The organism is Candidatus Poriferisodalis multihospitum (assembly GCF_028283155.1).
GTDB lineage: Bacteria > Actinomycetota > Acidimicrobiia > Acidimicrobiales > Poriferisodalaceae > Poriferisodalis > Poriferisodalis multihospitum.
Window position 1 is genome coordinate 1 of sequence record NZ_JAPYOK010000055.1, and the last position, 19,723, is coordinate 19,723.

Genomic DNA, 19,723 nt, shown 5'->3' on the forward strand with positions numbered 1-19,723 from the left:
ACCCGGCGACGTTCGCCCTCACCGCCAGCCCCCCGCCCACAGCAGACCTGACGGTCAGCGTGACGGTCGCCGCCACAGGCGACTTCGGCGCCGCCGTCGGCTCGCGCACCGTGACGATCCCGACATCGGGCACCGCCACGGTCACCGTCGCCACCGCCGACGACGACACCGACGAGCCCGACGGGCAGGTCACCTTGACCCTCAACACAGGCAGCGGCTACACCATCGGGTCGCCCAGCACCGAGACCGCGGCCGTCTCAGACGACGACCCGCCGGTGGTCCCGGTCGTGTCGATCACCGCCGGCGGCGACGTCACCGAAGGCGACAGCATCACGTTCACGCTCACCGCCAGCCCGCCGCCCGCGGGCCCGCTCGACGTCACCGCCACCGTCACCGCAGCAGGCGACTGGGGCGCCGCAGCCGGCCAGCGCACCGTCACCATCCCCGCGTCGGGCACCGCCACCCTCACGGTCGCCACCGCCGACGACCACACCGACGAGCCCGACGGCACAATCACCGCCACGCTGAACAGCGGCGACGGCTACACGGTGTCCGCGACCCAACGGGCCGCAACCGTGAGCGTCGCCGACGACGACATGCCCGACGTGTCGATCACCGCCGCAGGCGGCGTCACCGAAGGCGGCAGCATCACGTTCACGCTCACCGCCAGCCCGCCGCCCGCGGGCCCGCTCGACGTCACCGCCACCATCGCCGCAGCAGGCGACTGGGGCGTCACAGCCGGCCAGCGCACCGTCACCGTCCCCGCATCGGGCACCGCCACCCTCACCGTCGCCACCGCCGACGACCACACCGACGAGGCCGACGGCACAATCACCGCCACCATCGCCGCCGGCAGCGGCTACACGGTGTCCGCGACCCACGGGACAGCCACAGCAAGCGTCGCCGACGACGACCCGCCGCCGGTCGAACAGGACCAGCCCGACCAGCCCGACCAGCCCGACCAGGCGCCGCTGGCCGCCTGCGACGGCCGCCCGACACTGCTCATCAGCAGCCCGCAAGCCAGCCGCCACGACACCGCCGTCGACTTCGAGGTCAGCCTCAGCTGCATCCCCGCCGGCCGCCCCACGATCCTGCTGAGCCCGCTGCGCGACGGCAACCTCAGCCGCAACATCTTCGTGCACCTCTCAGCGGACCAGACATCGACCACCGTCACCGTCGCCATCGGCACAGAACACCAACTCGCCCTCGTACTCGCCTGGAACACCGGCCTCGCCAACCACCAAGCACAAGGCAACGTCACCTACACCGACTGACCACAAGACGCTGCCGGCACCGCCGGGTGGTGGGCTGTAGGTGCAGGTGACGGTGACGACGGCTGGGTGAAGGTCGTCTTCGACGACCCTGATGAGGCATTCGATCGTCTGCCGCCCGATGTATGGGTATGTTTGTATGCATGAGGACAACCATCAATCTGCCTGACGGTCTGGCCGAGGAGGCGAAGCAGAAGGCTCGAGAGTCAGGGCGGACATTCACCAGCTTGGTGATCGAGGGTTTGCGCCAAGTGCTGAGCGAACCCGACCCGCCGGGCATCGTCGAGCGCCTGCCCGCTCATGGCACGCCGTCGCAACGGCCGCTTATCGACATCGCCGACCGCGATGCGCTCGCGGCGGCCCTCGACGCTGATGGCCTTCGATGATCCTTCCCGACGTCAATGTCATCGTCTACGCCTACAAGCGCGAGGAAGAACTCCATGCCGACTACGCCGATTGGCTCAACGACGCGGCTTCCGGCAGTGAGGCACTTGCCCTCGTCGATGTCGTGCTGACCGGTTTTCTGCGCATCGTCACCAACCACCGGATCTATGCCGATCCGGCTTCATTGAGCGAAGCGCTCTCGTTCGTGACAGCCCTACGAGCCATCGGCCCGGCACGGGTGGTACATGCCACCACAGCGACCTGGCAGCAATTCGCAGCGTTCGTCGGCACGGACCGACTGCTGCGAGGCAATCTGGTGCCCGACACATGGCTTGCTGCCATCGCGGTCACCAACGGCGCCAAGATCGCGACAGCAGATGCCGGATTCGCCCGATTCGCAGGGCTCGAATGGTTCGACCCAGCAGGCTGAGATGACACAGGCCGGCCACTGCGACGCAAACCTCGACTTCACGGTCAGCCTCAGATGACGGGTCCTGCACGGGGCGTCACTCGAATAGGACAGAGCAACGGATCCCCAGGCGAATCCGATGCCCGCGACAGCGCGGACGTCTGCGGATACCGCATTAGTCGGTGTAGGTGACGTTGCCTTGTGCTTGGTGGTTGGCGAGGCCGGTGTTCCAGGCGAGTATGGTTCACCCTGGGTTTTGCGCAGGCTCTGGGGGTCCCTGAGTTTGGTGTAGGCGGATTACTGGATTCATGCTGCCGGTTTGTGTTGGTGTCGGTTCTCGAACTCGACGGGTGTCAGCATCGAGGCGTTCGCTGTAGCGGATGCTGGTGAACTGGCTGCCGGCGTCGGCGTGGGCGACGAGCCCTTCGAGGCGGGCGCCTCGGTTCCAGCGGGCCATCTCCAGTGCGTCGAGCACCATCTGGGTGCGCATATGGCCGGCGACGCGCCAGCCGACGACGCGGCGGGAGAACGCGTCGGTGATGAAGCACACATAGGCGACCCCAGACCAGGTGGCGACCTGGGTGAGGTCCGCGACCCACAGCCGGTTCGGGGCATCGGCGGTGAAGTCGCGGTCGACGAGATCGGGTGGCCGTGCCGCTTGGGGGTCCGCCACGGTGGTGCGCACCCGCTTTTCCCGCCTCACGCCCCGGATATCGAGCTTTTTCATGAGCCGGGCGACCTGGTCGCGGCCGACATCGTGCCCGACGCGCCGTGCCGCGATCCACAGCTTGCGCGCCCCGTAGACCGAGTAGTTCGCCTGCCACAAGTCGAGCAAGGCCGGCATCAGCGCAGCGTCGCGCAATGCCCGAGCCGACGACGGGCGGCGCTTGGCGGACCAATACGTGGAAGGGGCCGTCTGCAGCGCAGCGCAGACGGGCTCGACCCCGAAGCGGGCCCGGTTGGCATCGATGAACTCCACGGTCATCGCTGTCGGCGGTCGAGCTCCGCCCCGAAAAAAACAGCGGCCCGCTGCAGGATCTCGTTCGCGCGGCGCAGCTCCCGGTTCTCCTGACGCAAACGCCTCAGCTCGACGCTCTCCGCGGTCGACACCCCTGCCCGAGTGCCGGCGTCGACCTCGGCCTGAGCGACCCAGCGGCGCAGCGACTCCTCCCCGTAGCCGAGCTGGCGGGCCACCCGAGCGACCGTGCCGACCGAGGAGCCCGTCTCCTCACGCAACGCCATCACCATCCGAACAGCGTGCTGTTTCTGCTCAGCCGAATACCGCCTCGCAGTCGGCGCCCGCCGAAGTTCTCCATCCATAGATCCCATGCTCGCTCCAATACTTGGAGCCTGCGCAAAACCCAGGGTGAACCATCCGCGGCTGACGCGGCTCGTCGTGTGGGGGTGGCCGACACGTGCTCGACGAAGTCCATGTCGCCCGGGTCGACATCGACCGACAGCTCGATCTCGTGACCACGGGAGGGCAGGGCGGTGACCGTGCTGAAGGTCGCCTCGGCCCCGCCCGAGTGCAGCGCTTCGCCGACCAGCGCGCCCGTGACCGCCGCGTCGGCCGGGTCGAGCAGGCGCAGCCGGATCTCGCGGTCGCCGTCGTTCAGCGTGTAGACGCCGCCAGGGCCCAGCAGATCTGCCACGGACGCACCATCGTCCGCCTGACCCAGCCCGGGGGCGTCGAGCTCGGCGTCGCCCAGTCCCTCGCCGAGCCCAAGCCCGCCGGCGCGCCGAACAGCGCTGCCGCCAACAGCACCACCGCGAGCTTGGCGACTCTACGATTGCGCGGACGTACAGCCGTCATCGCTGACTCCGGAGGCATGGACGAGGCGACGAGGCATGGATTTGCACCCTTGCTGTCGACGCGGCATCTGTCGCGGCGTTCACCGCGACGTCTGCTGTCGGCGCTCGTCCTTCCACACCTATGAGCGCGGCCCAAGCAGGCTCGCATGGCAGATGGAGCGACAGAGCGCGTGAGCCCAGCACAGGGACCCGCATCGGCACAGCAGCCGGACTCGCAGCAGCCGGACCAGCCGCAGACGCTGTACCGGGCCCGGGCGTACGAGCAACGGGGACGTGTGGCGCCCATCGACGGCGTGCTGCGGGTCAGCTCGCCGCACGAGTGGCTGCTGCTGGCGGTGCTGGCGACGGCGGTGGTCGCGGTGCTGGTGTGGAGCGTGTTCGGCCGGCTGGAGTCGGGCGTCAGCGGGCCGTGCATGCTGCGCGCGGCCGGTGAACGGCACCTGGTCACAGCGCCGTCGGCGGGCGTCGTCACCGAGGTGCTGGCCGCACCCGGCACCGCAGTGGAGGCGGGCGAGATGCTGGCCCGGATCTCTGCTCCTGAGCTGCATCTGGCCGCCGAACTGGCAGCGGCGCGAGCCGCAGCCTTGGCGGCGCAGCACCCCGGCGCGCCTGCGACTGTCGCAGCAGCCGCCGAAGCCGAGGCCCTCGCTGCTCTCGAGCAGGCCGACACCGCCGTGCTGAGCCCCGCTGGCGGCCTGCTGGCGGCATCCGGGCTGCGGCCGGGCACCGCCGTCGAAGCCGGAACGACGCTGGCCGAGGTCGTCGAGGCCGATGAGGGTCCGCCGAGCGCCGTGGTGAGCCTGGACGACGACTCGGCACGCGTGCGGTCCGGCATGAGCGCCAGCATCGCGCTGAGGCCCGCCGGCGGCACCGACGCCGTGATCGCCGATGCCCGCATCGTCGCGGTCGGCGCCGCGCAGCCGGCGCTCGGCATCCCCAGGCCACTCGAGGCGACCCCCGCGGTCGATGGCGCCGCGGAGGCCTTCGGCGCCGGCACGGCAGCCGCAGAGCTCATCGCCCCCCCCCGCGAGTTCGCTGACGCCGCGCAGTCCGGCTCGGCCTACGAATGCACGGCCCGCATCGTCACCGGTTCGCACCGGCCGATCAAGCGGTTCGTCGGGCGTCGCTGAGGGCCGGCCGATGGCGCGCTCTCCTCTCGGACCGCGACGCATCCGCTCCACCCCGGTCATGCCCCAGCTGCATGCGACCGAATGCGGCGCGGCGTGCCTGGGGATCGTGCTCAGCCATCACGGGCGCACGGTGCCCATCGAGCAGCTGCGGGCCGCATGCCGGGTCACCCGCGACGGGTCGAGCGCAGCAGACCTCGTGGCGGCCGGACGCTCCTATGGGCTGAAACTGACGGGCTGGCGCATGGAGACCGACGGCTTGGCGCGCCTCGACAGCCCGGCGATCCTGTTCTGGGAATTCAATCATTTCGTCGTGCTCGAAGGCATGCGCCGCGGCCGGTATTTCCTGAACGATCCGGCCAACGGGCGCCACAGCGTGAGCGAGGAGACCATCGACCGGGCATTCACCGGCGTCGTCCTCACCGCCGAACGCGAGGCCGATTGGCAGGGCGGTCGCAAGCCGCCGGGGATCGTGCGCAAGCTGTGGCCCTGGCTCGGCCCGGCCAAGGGCGCGCTGGTGTTCTCGGTGCTGGCCGGGCTGCTGGCCACGGCGCCGGTAGCGGCGCTGCCGATCCTGCTGGGCCTGTTCGTGGACAGCGTGCTGAGCGGCGCAGCGCCCGGCTGGGGCACGCCGCTGAGCTGGGCCCTGGCGGCGGCGGGCGGGCTGATGTACGTGCTGGTGTGGCTCCAGCAGTACATGTTCCGCAAGCTGGCCGTCGCGCTGGCGGTGAGCGGGGCAGAGGGCTTCCTGGGCCGGCTGTTCCGCCTGCCGCCGCAGTTCTTCGACCATCGCTTCGCCGGGGATCTCACGTCGCGGGTGCATCTGGTGGACGCCGTTGCCGGCGGCGCGGCAACCGGGGCAGCGTGGATTGCCATCGAGCTGATCTCGAGCCTCGTGCTCGTGGCAGTGATGCTCGCGTTCGATCCCCTGCTTGCTGCGCTGGCCAGCGCGGTGGCTGTGGCCAACGTGGCGCTCACCTGGGCGCTCAGCCGCCGGCGCACCGACACCGAGCGGCAGCTCCGCCACGAGCAGGCCACCATGGCGGGCATCGAGGCGGCCGGGCTGCGCGACATGGAGACGATCCGCGCGACCGCGTCAGAGGGCGACTTCTTCGTGCGCTGGAGCGGCCAGCAGGCACGCGAGCTGGCGGCTCGCCAGCGCTTCGCCGAGCTGGGCTACGTCATCGGCGCCATGCCCAGGCTGTTCACGATGATCGGCGCGATCATCGTGCTGGGCATCGGCGGATGGCAGGTGGCGACCGGCGACCTCAGTGCCGGGTCGCTCATCGCCTTCTACACCTTGGCCGCGGCGTTCATGGCGCCGATCGGACGCTTCGTGCTGTTCGCCGACGCCTTCATGCTGCTCGACGCCGACCTGCAACGGGTGCAGGACGTGCTCGACGCTCCCGAGGACCCGCTGGCGCCCCGTGACGAAGCCGAGGCCCCCGACGGCCGCGGCGGCCCGGTCGCCACGTTCGCCGGCCGGCTGCGTCTCGCCGGCAAGGTCGAGCTGCAAGGTGTCACCTTCGGCTTCCACCCCGAGCGCCCTCCGCTGATCCACGATCTGAGCCTCACCGTCGAACCCGGCCAGCGGGTGGCGCTGGTGGGCCCCACCGGCTCGGGCAAGTCCACCCTGCTGCGCCTCATCGGCGGGCAGATCGAGCCCGACAGCGGCGAGATCCTCTTCGACGGCGCGCCCCGCAGCACGATCCCGCGCGAAGTGCTCGCCGCTTCGCTGGCATCGGTGGACCAGCAGATTCACCTGTTCGCCGCTTCAGTGCGCGACAACCTCGCCATGTGGAACACGGCCATCGGCGACGACCAGCTCATAGCGGCCGCCAGAGATGCACGCATCCACGACGTGATCATGGACCGCGCGGGGGGCTTCGACGCGATGGTGGCAGAGGGGGGCAAGAACTTCAGCGGCGGGCAGCGCCAGCGCCTCGAGATCGCCCGGGCGCTGGCGCTGGACCCCGCGGTGCTGCTGGCCGACGAGGCCACCAGCACGCTCGACGTGGTGGTCGAGCAGGAGATCGACGACGCCCTGCGCCGGCGGGGCATGACCTGCATCCTCGCCGCCCACCGGCTCGCCACGATCCGCGACTGCGACGAGATCGTGGTGCTGCAACGGGGCCGTTCCGTCCAGCGGGGAACCCACGACGAGCTGGCGGCCGACCGCGACGGCCTCTACTTCTCGCTGGTGGCCAGCCAGTGAGCCGCTCGCTGTCCGCGGGCCTGGCCGCGTTCGCTGCCCGGACGGGGACGCCGGCCGTCTCGGCGGCGAATGCCCCGATCCGGCTCGACGGCGAGGCGGCGGCATGGTTCGTGCAGCAGGGCGCGCTCGACGTGTTCTGCCAAGAGCAGGAGGACGGCGAGGTCGCGGCGGCGGCCAAGCATCTGCTGCGCGCGGAGGAGGGACGGCTGGTTTTCGGCACTCCCCTGCTCGACGGACCGGTCATGCTCGTGGCCAAGGGGCTGGCCGGCACCCGGCTGCTGCGGATCGACGCAGCCCGCCTGAGCGAACCGGCCCCAAGTGCCGGATCGGCAGATTCGGCGCCCGGTTCCGGCGGCGCATCGGTCGGGGGGCAAGCCGATCCGGCCGATCTGTCGGAGCTGGCCCGCCAAGCCGACCGGTGGGTCGCCGACATCGCCGACGCCGTCACCGCCGATTTCGAGTACCGGCCCGCCGCCACCGCGCTGATCGACGCTCGCGGCGAGGCGGCCGTGAGGCCGGACAGCGTGATCTCGGCACGGCGACCCGATGTGGCGTGGGTGTGCGGCCCGACCGCCGACACCGGGCTCGCGCTCGCCTATCTCGGCACCGAGACGCTCCCGCCCGGCGACACGGCGACCAAGCAGACAGCAGACGGGCAGACCGCCAACGGGCAGACCGCCGACGAAGACCGCCGGCGCCCGATGCCGCTCACTGCCGACAGCTGGGCCACGATCATCGCGGGAGCGCCTTCGGGGCGACTCGGGAGCGCCGCGGGCCACGACGCCTTGAGGCTGCACGTCACGACCTCGGCTCGGCTGGCGGGCGAAGGGCGACTGCTCGGGGCGCTGGACGACTTCGCCCGGCTGGCGATGCGCGCCGAGGCGCTCAATCGCCGCCTGGGGCTGGCCGACGAGGTCAACGCGCAGACCGCCCGGGCAGCGCATCGCCGCCAGGCCCGCGAGCGCGCCCGCACCATGCTGGACTCGGTCTCGGCGCCCCGACGCCGGCGCGCCAAGACGCCTGCGGCCGGGCTGGCCCTGATGGCTGCGCTGGAGCGGATCGGCCGCCACAGCGGCATCGAGTTCGCCGAGCCTCGCCGTCCGGCGACAGCGCCGCCCCTGACGCTGGAGGAGGTGGTGGGGGCTTCGGGCCTGCGGACCCGGCGGGTGCGCCTGCGGGCCGAAGACCGGTGGTGGGGCTCTGACAGCGGCGCTCTCCTGGGCTTCCGGGGCGACAGCGGCGAGCCCGTCGCGCTGCTGCCCGGCCTGCGCGGCTACCGGGCCGTCGGCGCCGACGGCAGCGCCGAGCGGGTGAGCGCCGACTCTGCCGGGGACTGGTCCGACACCGCTTGGGCCTTCTACCCCAAGCTGCGCGACGACCGGCCTGTCAGAGTCGGCGACCTGCTGGGGGTGGCACGGCGCGGCGCGGGCGCCGACCTGGCGCGGTTCGCCGTGGCAGGGCTGCTGACGGCCGGGCTGGCCCAGGCGCCCGCCATCGCGCTGGCCTCGCTCACCGACTGGGCGCTGCCGTTCGCCCGTGCCGGCGCCGTCGCCGCCATCCTGGTGACCCTCGGCGTGCTGGGCATCGCCGCGATGGTGCTCGCTGCCTTCGGGGGCGCCATGTTCACGCGCGTCGAGGCCCGGGTGGGCGCCCGCCTCAGCGCGGCGGCCTGGGACCGGCTGCTGGCGCTGCCGCTGCCGTTCTTTCGCGACGAGGTGGCGGGAGAGCTGGCCGTGCGCATGGCGACGTTCCAGCACCTGCGCGACCTGATCTCGGGCGCCGTCGCCAGCGTGGTGGCATCCGCGGTGTTCCTGCTGCCCACGCTCGGCGTGCTGTTCCTCTACGACGCGGTGCTGGCTGCCACCGCCATGGCGATGACGGCGGTGGCCCTGGCGGTCACCGTCGGGCTGGGGCTGGCCCAGATCCCCCACCAGCGCCGCTGGCATGCCGCGGTGCGCACGCTGTCGGGACGCCTGTTCCAGTTCATCGGCGGGATCGCCAAGATCCGCGCCTGCGGGGCCGAGTCGGCGGTGTTCGCCTCGTGGGCCGAGTCGTACCGCGACAAGCAGCTCGTCGAGATCCGCGGCTCGCGCCTCAACGAGCATCTGGCGGCGTTCGGCGCAGCGTTTCCCTTTGCGTTCACGGCGCTGCTGTGCGCGGTGGCCATCGGCCGGGGCGACGGCATCACCGCCGGCGACTTCGTGGTGGTGCTGACCGCATCGCTCACCTTGTATGCCGCGGTGGCCGGCCTGGGCCAGATGGTCGGCGCGCTGGCCGAGGCATTCACCTCCTATGAGCAGATCTCCCCGGTGCTCGCGGCGGTGCCCGAGCGGAGCGAGGCGACGCTGACGCCCGTGCGGCTCGAGGGCGGCGTGGAGGTGGACCAGGTGAGCTTCCGCTACGGCGCCGATGCGCCGCTGGTGCTCGACAAGGTGACCGTGTCGGCTCGCCGCGGCGAGTTCGTGGCCGTCGTGGGCGCCTCGGGCTCGGGCAAGAGCACGCTGGTGCGGCTGCTGCTGGGCCTCGAGACGCCGGAGCGGGGCGCGGTGCACTTCGACAACCGCGACCTGCGCCACCTGGACGCGGGCTCGGTGCGCCGCCAGATCGGCGTCGTCCCCCAGGAGTGCGGGCTCCAGCCGGGAAGCCTGGCGGAGAACATCATCGGCATGGCCGACGATCTCACCCTCGATGACGCGTGGACGGCCGCCCGGCTGGCCGCGGTGGACGCGGACATCGCCGAGATGCCGATGCAGATGATGACCCAGGTGGGCGACCGGGCCGGCATCTTCTCGGGCGGCCAGATCCAGCGCATCCGCATTGCCGCCGCGCTGGTGCGCAGCCCGCGCATCGTGATCTTCGACGAGGCGACGAGCTGGCTCGATGCGCCCAGCCAGGCAGAGGTGATGAGCGCCATCGAGCGGATGGACATCACCCGCATCGTGATCGCGCACCGTCTGTCGACGATCCGCCAGGCCGGGCGCATCTATGTGCTCGACGGCGGCCGTGTCGCCCAGGTCGGCGGCTTCGACGAACTGCTGGAAGCCCCCGGGCCGTTCCGCGGACTGGTGCAGCGCCAGCTGCTGTGACCTCGACCGCTCCCGGCTGACCGTCGAAGCCCGCAGTCGCGCGAGACCATGGTCACGAGTGAACACCAGCGTGCGATAATCTTGCAGCCAGCAACAGGAGGTGCCAGACATGAGCAACGCCGAACAGCAGCAGAATGCATCGGGCGAAGAGGCCGAGCGGGAATTGAGCGAAGACGAACTCGAAGCAGTCCGAGGCGGCGGCTCGAAGATCGCGCCGGAGTCATCCGCACAAAGCGGCCCGTCGCTTCCAGGTGTCGGCGGTCAAGACCCCAACTACACGCCTCCCTCGTACCTGCCTACTCCAGAGGTAGAGCTTGCGAGCCTGGAGCCGCTCTCTTCCAGCGAGTAACCCACCGATCGGTCCGCATCGTCTCTGGGCGGCACACACAGATTTCGTGCGGCCGCTGACGGATACCGCAAGCACGGGTAGTAGATTGCGCCGTGGCAAAGCCAGCGTCCTGAGCCGTGCCGCGCATGGCGCGGCTCAGGGACTGGCATGATGCGGTCGGTCCGCATCTCGTAGCTGTTCAGGAGGCTGCACACTATGGAACTCGCACAGGAGCGGGACGCAGGGACGAACGTGATCAGGCCCGTGGGGCGCGTGGACGGATCGAACTCTGCCGACCTCCACGAATCGCTCACCGCAGCCCTGTCCGACGAGGACAGCCGCGTCATCCTGGACATGGGCGGCATCGACTACATCAGCAGCGCCGGCCTGCGCGTCCTGCTGCTGATCGCGCAGCATCTCGGCGCCGCTTCGACCCCGTTCGCCGTCTGCTCGCTCGCTGCCTCGGTCGACGAAGTGTTCCGCATCAGCGGCTTCAACCAGATCATCCAGGTGTTCGGAACGCTCGACGAAGCGAAGGCACAGCTGGCGTAGCTGCGCCCATGTCCGAGCCCTGGCGCATCCTCGTCGTCGACGACGAGCCCGACCTCGAACCGCTCGTCCTGCAGCGCATGCGGAGACAGATCCGCAGCGGCAAGTACCAATTCGAGTTCGCCGGCAACGGCCTGGAAGCGCTCGAGAAGCTGCGTGCCGACGACACCATCGACTTGGTGCTCTCGGACATCAACATGCCCCAGATGGACGGGCTGACCCTGCTGTCGCAGCTCAGCTCGCTCGATTCCGACCTGCGGGCTGTGATCATCTCCGCGTACGGTGACATGGGCAACATCCGCACGGCTATGAACCGGGGCGCGTTCGACTTCGTCACCAAACCTGTCGACTTCGACGATCTGCAGATCACGATCGACCGCACCGTCGAGCACCTGCGCCAGTGGCGGGAGGCAACCGCCTCGCGAGACAAGCTGGTAACGCTGCAGAACGAGCTCGACATCGCCACGAACGTTCAGCAGTCGATCCTGCCCACCGACTTCCCGATGACGGCGAGCTACGAGATCAACGCCAACATGGTGCCGGCGCGCAATGTCGGGGGTGACTTCTACGACTACGTCGGCGTTCCCAGCGACCGGATGTTCGCGACCGTCGCGGACGTCTCCGACAAGGGCATCCCTGCTGCCCTGTTCATGATGTCGAGCCGGACTGCGCTCAAGGGCGCCGCCATCGGCACCGGCTCGCCGCGTGAAGCCCTGATCGAGGCCAACCGGGTGCTGCAGGCCGACAACCCGACGCTCATGTTCGTCACCGTGATCATGGCGGTCTACGACCCGCACAACGGCGGGGTGACGTACTCGAGCGCAGGGCACGATCCGCCGGTGGTCATTCGTGCCGACGGGACTGCCGAGCGACTGCCTGCCATGGGAGGCATCGCCTTGGGCGTAGCACCCGAGGAGATCTTCAAGACGAACCTGAAAGAGCACACGTTCGTGCTCGATCCCGGCGAAACCCTCCTGCTCTACACCGACGGCATCAGCGAGGCCATGAACGTCGACCACGAAGAGTTCGGCACGGCCCGACTCCTCGAACTCTTCGTCGGCAACCCGCCGACGAGTGCCGACGAAGCGATGACCGCCGTGTTCAACGCCGTGACCGAATTTGCCGGAGAAGCCCCCGCCTCAGACGACATCACCTGTCTGGCACTGCACCGGAATGCCTCATGAGACGTTCGCTGAACATCACGCCCGTGCCCGGCGCTGCGGCAGCCGAGGCGCTGCCGCGCATCGTGGCGTTCGTGGAGGAGATGGCCGAGCTGGACGACTGGGCGCCCGACCTCGTGCTCCGGTCGAACCTCATCCTGGAGGAGCTCATCCTCAACACCTTGACGCACGGCCGCACGAGCGGCCTCAGCGACATCGAGATCACCTTGGAAAGCGGCCCCGACTCGGTTGCGATCACCTTGGTCGACGACGGCGCGGCGTTCGATCCCCTGACCGACGAGACCGCCCCCGGTACCGATCTGCCGCTGGCGGAGCGATCCATCGGCGGGCTGGGCCTGCACCTTGTGCGCACGATGGCCGAAGATCTCACCTACCAGCACGCGGACGGCAAGAACCACCTGTCGCTGGTCGCACGCTCTGGCATCTGACGGCACGCCCATGCGCCTGCGCCAGCGTCTGGGTTCGCAGAGGCGCACGGGCGCCACGGCGGCAGCCCGCGCCGCCGCCTCGGCTGCGGCCCTTGCGATTGCCGCTGCCGCCCTGCTTGGCGCATGCAGCAGCCCCGCAGGCGGTCCGAGTTCCGGCAACGACGGGGCGGGCGGCGCACCCGCGACGCCGGCGCGCCCCACCGTTCCCGACGCCTTCAACGACGAGACCGGCGTCTACCCCGATCGTGTGGTGTTCGGGCAATCGGCCGCACTGAGCGGGCCGGCAGCCGAGCTCGGCGCCGGGATGCGCCTCGGGATCCTGGCGGCGTTCGAGGAGGCCAATCGGGCCGGGGGCGTGAACGGGCGGCGGCTCGAACTGAGATCGCTCGACGACAGGTACCGACCCAACGATGCCGTCGCCAACACGTCGGCGCTCGTCGAGAGCGGCGACGTGTTCGCGCTGATCGGCGCCGTCGGCACGCCGACCTCGCGCTCGGCGGCACCGGTGGCCGCCGCAGCCGCCATTCCCTACGTGGCGCCCTTCACCGGGGCCGGTTTCCTGCGGGACGACACGTGGACCAACATCGTCAACCTGCGTGCCTCCTACGCCCAGGAGACCGAGGAAATGGTCGAGCGCCTCACCGCCGACTTGGGCATCGAGCGCATCGCGGTGCTCTTCCAGGACGACTCGTTCGGCCGTGCAGGCTACTTCGGAGCGCTCGCAGCGCTCGAGCGGCGCGACATGGAACCGGTCGCTATCGGCTTCTACCCCCGCAACACGACGGCCGTCAAGACAGCCCTGCTGGATCTGAAGGCCGGCGATCCCGAGGCCGTGATCATGGTCGGCGCGTACGAGCCCGTGGGCACCTTCATCTCGTGGGCGCGCAACACCGGCTTCGATCCTGTCTTCATCACGCTGTCGTTCGTCGGCGCGAACGCTCTCGCCGACCAGCTGGGCGCCGTCGGCGAAGGCGTGCTGGTCACCCAGGTCGTGCCGTTCCCGTTCGACGACTCCACGCCCATCGTCGCGGCCTACCAGGCCGCGCTGGATCACGTGGGGACGCTGCATGCCGACTTGGAGCAGGTGGATGCCGATCCGGTGCCGGGCTTCGTGTCGCTGGAGGGCTACATCGCGGGCAGGCTCGCCATCGCCGGACTCGAACGATGCGGCGACTCGGTGACCCGCCGTTGCTTCCTCGACGCCATCCTGGGTGCCGATCAGGTCGATATCGACGGCTTCGTGCTCGACTTCGGCGACGGCGAGAGCACCACCGAGGACAATCAGGGCTCCGACGCCGTCTTCGTCACCCAGATCGGGCCTGACGGCGCGTACCGCCTCATTGACACGCTGACGAGCACCGAGCCATGACCGACACGGCCTCCGCCGAAGCGCCGAGTCCGGACGGCGGCGGCAGCGCGCCTGGGACCAGCCGTGCGCGTGAGCACCGCAAGCCGGCGATTCACCTGCGGATCTCGACGCAGATGTACGCGGGCATCGCCGTGCCGTTGCTGCTGACGCTGGCAGCGAGCGTCGTCGCATGGATCTCCTTCACCCGAGTCGGCGAGGCAGAGCAGCAGGTCACCCAAGGGGCGATTCCCGAACTCGACGCGGCGCTCGGCGTTGCCGAGGCCAGCAATCGGCTGGTGGCCGGCGGACCGCGCCTGACGTCTGCCGAGCGCCACGACTACGAAGCCGTCGTCGCCGAGATCGCCGCCGCACGCCGCGAGTTCGAGGCACAGCTCGACCTGCTGTGGAACCGCGGCGCCGGCTCGATGTGGCTCGGCGAGATGCGCAGCGATGCAGCGCGGCTCAGCTCCAACATCGACGCGATCGAAGCTGAGATGCCCGAGTACTACGCATTGCTCGCGCTGGCGCAGACGGTGCAGGCCGACGCCGACGCTGCTGTGGGCGAGCTGACGAGCCAGATCGTGCCGGCGCTCGACGACCAGCTGTTCTTTCTGGTCCAGGGACGGCGGCAGCTGTGGACTCCGCCGGCGCCGGAATCCATCCACCGATCAGAGTCCGAGGTGCTGACCTACCGCCGCTGGTCGGCGCTGAGCGGCGACGTGTCGCAGGCCGACGCGCTGCTCGCGAGCGCGTTCAGCGCATCGGACTCCGCGCTGATCGAACCGCTCCGAGAGAGCTTCGAATCGGCTCGGGACCGCATCGAGATCAACCTCGCGGCACTGGACGAACCTGCCGCAGACGACCTGCGCCCGACGGTGAGCCGGCTGATCGAGCTCGGCCTCGGCGACGGCGGGGTGTTCGACGTGATGTTCCGCACCCTGCAGATCGCCGAGAACCAGCGCTCCCTGCTGGCCCAGAACCAAGCGCTGGGCGTGGGCTTGGTCAACGAGATCGAGTCGCTCGTCGGCGCGGTGCAGACCAGCGTGGACGCCGCCACTGCGGCGTCGGCGCGGGCTGTCAGCACCGGCCGCGTGCTGCTCGTCGTGATCAGCATCGCCGGCGTCGTGGGCGCGCTCGCGTTCAGCTGGCTGTTCGTCGGGAGACGGATCTTGCGTCGCGTCGCCGGGCTGTCGGACCGCATGCGGGCCTTGGCCGGCGGCGACCTCGAGACGCCGGTCGAGACCGGTGGCCGCGACGAGGTGGCCGAGATGGCGAACGCGCTCGAGCAGTTCCGCCAGGCCGCGCTGGAGGTGCAGCGACTGAACTTGGTCGAAGAGCTGGCGGGCCAGCTGAGCGAGCGCAACGCGCAGCTCTCCCAGACGCTGGCCGACTTGGACCGCGCGCAGGACCAGATCGTGGCCAACGAGAAGCTGGCCGCCCTCGGCGAGGTGACTGCCGGCGTCGCCCACGAGATCCGCAACCCGCTGAACTTCGTCAAGAACTTCGCCGAGTCGTCCGATGAATTGCTCGAAGAATTGCTCGAGGCCATCGCAGATCCGGCGCCGGCCGACGATCAATCCGACTACATCGCCGAGATCACCGGCGACCTCAAGGAGAACCTGACTCGCATCCGCGGGCACGGCGACCGGGCGAATCGCATCGTGGAGAGCATGCTCATGATGGGCCGGGGCGGCGGCGAGTCACGCCCCGTGGAGATCAACGCCCTGCTCGAAGAGCACGCCATGCTCTCGTACCACAGCGCCCGAGCGCAGGACGCCGACTTCAACGTGACCATCGAGCGCGACTTCGATCCCGAGCTGGGCGAGCTGGAGGTGATCCCGCAGGACATGGGCCGGGTGTTCTTGAACTTGGTGAGCAACGCCGGTTATGCGGCCAACAAACGCTGGAGAGACCTGGGCGGCGAGGCAGGCAAGATGGTGGCGCTGGACGACGGCGCGGGCGAGCCGTACTTCCCGACCATCTGGCTGAGCACCCGCAGAACCGACGAGTCTGCGGTGATCGCGGTGCGCGACAACGGCACCGGCATGCCGCCCGATGTCGTGCAGCGGATCTTCGAGCCGTTCTTCACCACCAAGCCCACCAACGAGGGCACAGGGCTGGGCCTCGCGATGTCGAACGACATCGTGCGAGGCCACGGCGGGCAGATCAGCGTGGAGAGCGAGCCGGGCGCCTACACCGAGTTCACCGTGGAGCTGCCGCTTGAGCGCGCTGCTCCCGTCGAGACCGAAGAGCCGACCAGCGGCGCCAAGTAGCGGCCGGTATGCGACTCGGGCGTCGCGGCGACCTGTTCGGGCGTCCCGGCGGCCACGACGGTGCCACCGCCGATGCCGCCTTCAGGACCCATGTCGACGATCCAATCGGCGGTCTTGATCACATCGAGATTGTGTTCGATGACCACCACGGTGTTGCCGCCCGACACGAGCCGGTCGAGCACTCCCAGCAGGCGCCGGATGTCCTCGAAGTGCAAGCCGGTAGTGGGCTCGTCGAGGATGTAGATGGTGTGGCCGGTCGACCGTTTCGACAGCTCGCTGGCGAGCTTCACCCGCTGCGCCTCGCCGCCAGACAGGGTGGTGGCGGGCTGCCCGAGCCGGATATAGCCCAAGCCCACATCCACGAGGGTCTGCATGTGGCGGCGGATGGGCGGCTGGGCCGAGAAGAACTCCAGGGCGTCCTCGCACGGCATGTTCAGCACGTCGGCGATGGTCATGCCCTTGAACCGGATTTCGAGCGTTTCGCGGTTGTAGCGGGCGCCCTTGCACACCTCGCAGGGCACGTACACATCGGGCAGGAAGTGCATCTCGATCTTGATGGTGCCGTCGCCCGAGCAGGCCTCGCAGCGCCCGCCCTTCACGTTGAAGCTGAATCGGCCCGGCAGGTAGCCCCGCACCTTCGCCTCGTTGGTGGCCGCGTAGAGCTTGCGGATGTGGTCGAAGACGCCGGTGTAGGTGGCCGGATTGGACCGGGGCGTGCGGCCGATCGGCGACTGGTCGATGTCGATGACCTTGTCGAGCGCCTCGACGCCTTCGATCGCCGTGTGCAGGCCGGGCACCTGCTTGGACGAGTAGATCCGCTGCATCAGCGCCTTGTAGAGGATCTCGTTCACCAGCGTGCTCTTGCCCGAGCCCGACACCCCGGTCACGCAGATGAAGCAGCCCAAGGGGAACTCCACGTCGATCTTGCGCAGGTTGTGCTCGCGTGCGCCTCGCACAGTGAGGCGGTCGTCGCCGCGGGGCCGACGCTGGGGCGGCGTCGGGATCTCCCGGATGCCGGACAGGTACTCCCCCGTCACCGAGCCGGGCGCGGCCGCCAGCCCGTCCACCGGCCCGCTGTAGACGATCTCTCCGCCGTGCTCGCCGGCGCCTGGGCCAATGTCAACCACCCAGTCCGCAACCGAGATGGTCTCCAGATCGTGCTCGACCACCAGCACGGTGTTGCCGAGATCGCGCAGGTGCAGCAGCGTGTCGATCAAGCGGCGGTTGTCGCGCTGGTGCAGCCCGATTGACGGCTCGTCGAGCACGTACAGCACGCCTTCCAACCCGCTGCCGATCTGGCTCGCCAACCGGATGCGCTGAGCCTCGCCGCCTGCCAGCGTCGCCGCCGAACGGTTCAGCGTCAGGTAGTCGAGGCCGACATCGAGCAGGAAATTCAGCCGTGCATCGATCTCCTTGATGATCGGTGCGGCGATAATGCGCTGCCGCTCGGTGAGGTCCAGGCCGTCGACGATCTTCGCTGCCTCGCCGATGGATGCCGAACAGAGCTCGAAGATGTTCCGGCCAGCGACACGCACAGCCAGCGACACCTCGTTGAGCCGCGCACCGTGGCAGGTCCCGCATGGCACCTCGCGCATGTAACCCTCGATGCGGTTGCGCGACCAGTCGCTCTCGGTGTCGGCATGGCGGCGGCGCAGGAATGGGATGACGCCCTCGTAGCGGGTGGTGTAACTGCGCGAGCGGCCATAGCGATTGCGGTAGCGCACCGTGATCTGCTCACCGGCAGGCGCTCCGGTGAGCAGCAGCGTGCGCTGGCCCGCTTCCAGCTCGGCCCACGGCACATCGAGCGGGATGCCCTGCTGCTCGCCGACCGCCTCGAGCAGCCGGGTGAACCACTTGCCGGTTGCTCCCGCCCACGGGGCGAGCGCGCCAGCCGCCACCGACAGCTCCGTGTTCGGCACCACCAGCTCGGGATCCACCTCGTACCGGGTGCCCAGGCCATCGCACGTCTGGCAGGCGCCGTACGGGGAATTGAACGAGAAGTTGCGGGGCGCCAGTTCCTCGAATGAACGGCCGCTGCTCGGCGAGAACAGGTGCTGACTGAACGTCAGCATCTCCGATTCGTCGGCCTCGCCGTTGCCGGACGGGACCTGGTGAATCCACACGTGGCCGTCCGCCAGCCCCAGCGCAGCCTCGACCGATTCGGCGAGGCGCTGGGAGACATCGCCACGCATGATCAGCCGGTCGACGATGACCTCGATGTCATGGTTGACGTAGCGATCCAGTCGCTCGATCTCATCGGTGCTGCCTAGCTCCAGCACCTCGCCGTCGACTCGCACACGGGCGTAGCCCTGCCGGGCGAAGTCGCCGAGCTGCGTGTGATAGTCGCCCTTGCGTCCGCGCACCACCGGGGCAAGCACTTCGAAGCGCGAGCCTTCGGCGAGTTCCATGATCCGGTCCACGATCTGCTGCGCCGTCTGTCGCTCGACGATCTCGCCCGTCTGCGGGTCGTGCTGGATGCCGATGCGGGCGTAGAGCAGCCGCAGGTAGTCGTACACCTCGGTGATCGTTCCGACGGTGGAACGCGGGTTGCGGCTGGCGCTCTTCTGGTCGATGGAGATCGCCGGCGACAGCCCTTCCAGAAAGTCCACGTCGGGCTTGTCCATCTGGCCCAGGAACTGGCGTGCATAGGCCGACAGCGATTCGACGTAGCGCCGCTGCCCCTCGGCGTAGATGGTGTCGAAGGCCAGCGACGACTTGCCGCTGCCTGACAGCCCGGTGAACACGATCATGCGGTCGCGGGGCAGCTCCACATTCACATTGCGCAGGTTGTGCTCGCGCGCCCCGCGGACGATCAGCCGCTCACCCATCCTGTCGCCCGCCCATTCGGGCCGAGCCTACCTGTGCACCCGCCGGTCATCCCGGACACAAACACAAGTTCGTGCGCCGTCGCAAGTCCAGGGAACCTGTGGCTGTAACCGGCAGAAGTAGGGTCGCGTCATGCCACATGAAGTACAAGGTGTCGTAGCCGCAGCGGTCGGCGAGCCGGTCACGGTCGAGACGATCGTGGTCCCCGACCCCGGTCCGGGCGAGGTGATCGTCGACGTCCAAGCGTGCGGCGTGTGCCACACCGACCTGCACTACCGCGAGGGCGCCATCAATGATGAGTTCCCGTTCCTGCTGGGGCATGAAGCCGCAGGCGTGGTGTCGGAAATCGGCGATGGCGTCACCAATGTGGGCGTCGGCGATTTCGTAATCCTGAATTGGCGGGCCGTCTGCGGCAACTGCCGGTCGTGCGACCGCGGCCGCCCCTGGTACTGCTTCGCCACGCACAACGCATCACAGAAGATGACT

General features: G+C 69.4%; 14 protein-coding genes, 2 pseudogenes and 1 other annotated feature. Of the genes and pseudogenes, 13 read left to right on the plus strand and 3 right to left on the minus strand.

The features are described from left to right. The 3 genes and pseudogenes from VI480_RS04910 to VI480_RS04920 all read left to right on the plus strand — a co-directional run. Nucleotides 1-1,274: pseudogene (locus VI480_RS04910) on the plus strand (hypothetical protein); the annotation flags it as partial. Nucleotides 1,275-1,414: 140 nt separating this feature from the next. Next, entirely contained in the window at nt 1,415-1,657 is a 243-nt protein-coding gene (locus VI480_RS04915; RefSeq protein ID WP_323671704.1) for a hypothetical protein, read from the plus strand. Then, on the plus strand, nt 1,654-2,085 hold the full coding sequence (locus VI480_RS04920) for a TA system VapC family ribonuclease toxin (RefSeq protein WP_323671705.1): 432 nt from the start codon (nt 1,654-1,656) through the stop codon (nt 2,083-2,085). The genes VI480_RS04915 and VI480_RS04920 overlap by 4 nt, the downstream gene beginning before the upstream one ends. 340 nt (nt 2,086-2,425) lie before the next feature. Here VI480_RS04920 and VI480_RS04925 read toward each other — a convergent pair. Both VI480_RS04925 and VI480_RS04930 read right to left on the minus strand, forming a co-directional pair. After that, nucleotides 2,426-3,384, minus strand: a pseudogene (locus tag VI480_RS04925) (IS3 family transposase); the annotation flags it as partial. Beyond that, nucleotides 2,972-3,088 (minus strand) — a sequence feature (AL1L pseudoknot). Its footprint overlaps the pseudogene before it by 117 nt. Beyond that, complete coding sequence (locus tag VI480_RS04930; RefSeq protein ID WP_323671706.1) at nt 3,306-3,716, minus strand: hypothetical protein; 411 nt, start codon at nt 3,714-3,716, stop codon at nt 3,306-3,308. The pseudogene VI480_RS04925 and the gene VI480_RS04930, both read right to left, overlap by 79 nt. 306 nt (nt 3,717-4,022) lie before the next feature. Between VI480_RS04930 and VI480_RS04935 the strand changes: the two genes are divergently transcribed. The 9 genes from VI480_RS04935 to VI480_RS04975 all read left to right on the plus strand — a co-directional run bounded on the left by VI480_RS04935 (nt 4,023) and on the right by VI480_RS04975 (nt 16,411). Beyond that, the gene (locus VI480_RS04935) at nt 4,023-5,006 is read left to right on the plus strand and encodes an HlyD family efflux transporter periplasmic adaptor subunit (protein WP_323671707.1); all 984 of its coding nucleotides are present in this window, start codon (nt 4,023-4,025) and stop codon (nt 5,004-5,006) included. A gap of 10 nt (nt 5,007-5,016) precedes the next feature. Then, the gene (locus VI480_RS04940; RefSeq protein WP_323671708.1) at nt 5,017-7,218 is read left to right on the plus strand and encodes a cysteine peptidase family C39 domain-containing protein; all 2,202 of its coding nucleotides are present in this window, start codon (nt 5,017-5,019) and stop codon (nt 7,216-7,218) included. Continuing rightward, complete coding sequence (locus tag VI480_RS04945; RefSeq protein ID WP_323671709.1) at nt 7,215-10,304, plus strand: ATP-binding cassette domain-containing protein; 3,090 nt, start codon at nt 7,215-7,217, stop codon at nt 10,302-10,304. The genes VI480_RS04940 and VI480_RS04945 overlap by 4 nt, the downstream gene beginning before the upstream one ends. Nucleotides 10,305-10,413: 109 nt before the next feature. After that, on the plus strand, nt 10,414-10,653 hold the full coding sequence (locus VI480_RS04950; RefSeq protein ID WP_323671710.1) for a hypothetical protein: 240 nt from the start codon (nt 10,414-10,416) through the stop codon (nt 10,651-10,653). Between the two features lie 195 nt (nt 10,654-10,848). Continuing rightward, entirely contained in the window at nt 10,849-11,184 is a 336-nt protein-coding gene (locus VI480_RS04955; RefSeq protein ID WP_323671711.1) for an STAS domain-containing protein, read from the plus strand. 8 nt (nt 11,185-11,192) lie between these two features. Continuing rightward, on the plus strand, nt 11,193-12,365 hold the full coding sequence (locus VI480_RS04960) for a PP2C family protein-serine/threonine phosphatase (RefSeq protein ID WP_323671712.1): 1,173 nt from the start codon (nt 11,193-11,195) through the stop codon (nt 12,363-12,365). After that, entirely contained in the window at nt 12,362-12,790 is a 429-nt protein-coding gene (locus tag VI480_RS04965; protein ID WP_323671713.1) for an ATP-binding protein, read from the plus strand. Before VI480_RS04960 ends, VI480_RS04965 begins: the two co-directional genes overlap by 4 nt. Nucleotides 12,791-12,800: 10 nt before the next feature. After that, nucleotides 12,801-14,159 carry an ABC transporter substrate-binding protein gene (locus VI480_RS04970; RefSeq protein WP_323671714.1) on the plus strand — a complete coding sequence of 453 codons (1,359 nt, stop codon included), beginning with the start codon at nt 12,801-12,803 and terminating at the stop codon, nt 14,157-14,159. After that, nucleotides 14,156-16,411 carry a sensor histidine kinase gene (locus VI480_RS04975; RefSeq protein WP_323671715.1) on the plus strand — a complete coding sequence of 752 codons (2,256 nt, stop codon included), beginning with the start codon at nt 14,156-14,158 and terminating at the stop codon, nt 16,409-16,411. Before VI480_RS04970 ends, VI480_RS04975 begins: the two co-directional genes overlap by 4 nt. Here VI480_RS04975 and uvrA read toward each other — a convergent pair. Next, nucleotides 16,330-19,239: an excinuclease ABC subunit UvrA gene (gene uvrA, locus VI480_RS04980; protein ID WP_323671716.1), complete on the minus strand. Its 2,910-nt coding sequence runs from the start codon at nt 19,237-19,239 to the stop codon at nt 16,330-16,332. The genes VI480_RS04975 and uvrA overlap by 82 nt on opposite strands. Nucleotides 19,240-19,369: 130 nt before the next feature. Here uvrA and VI480_RS04985 point away from each other — a divergent pair. Then, nucleotides 19,370-19,723 (plus strand): alcohol dehydrogenase catalytic domain-containing protein (locus VI480_RS04985; protein WP_323671717.1); only part of this gene is annotated, 354 nt, incomplete at its 3' end.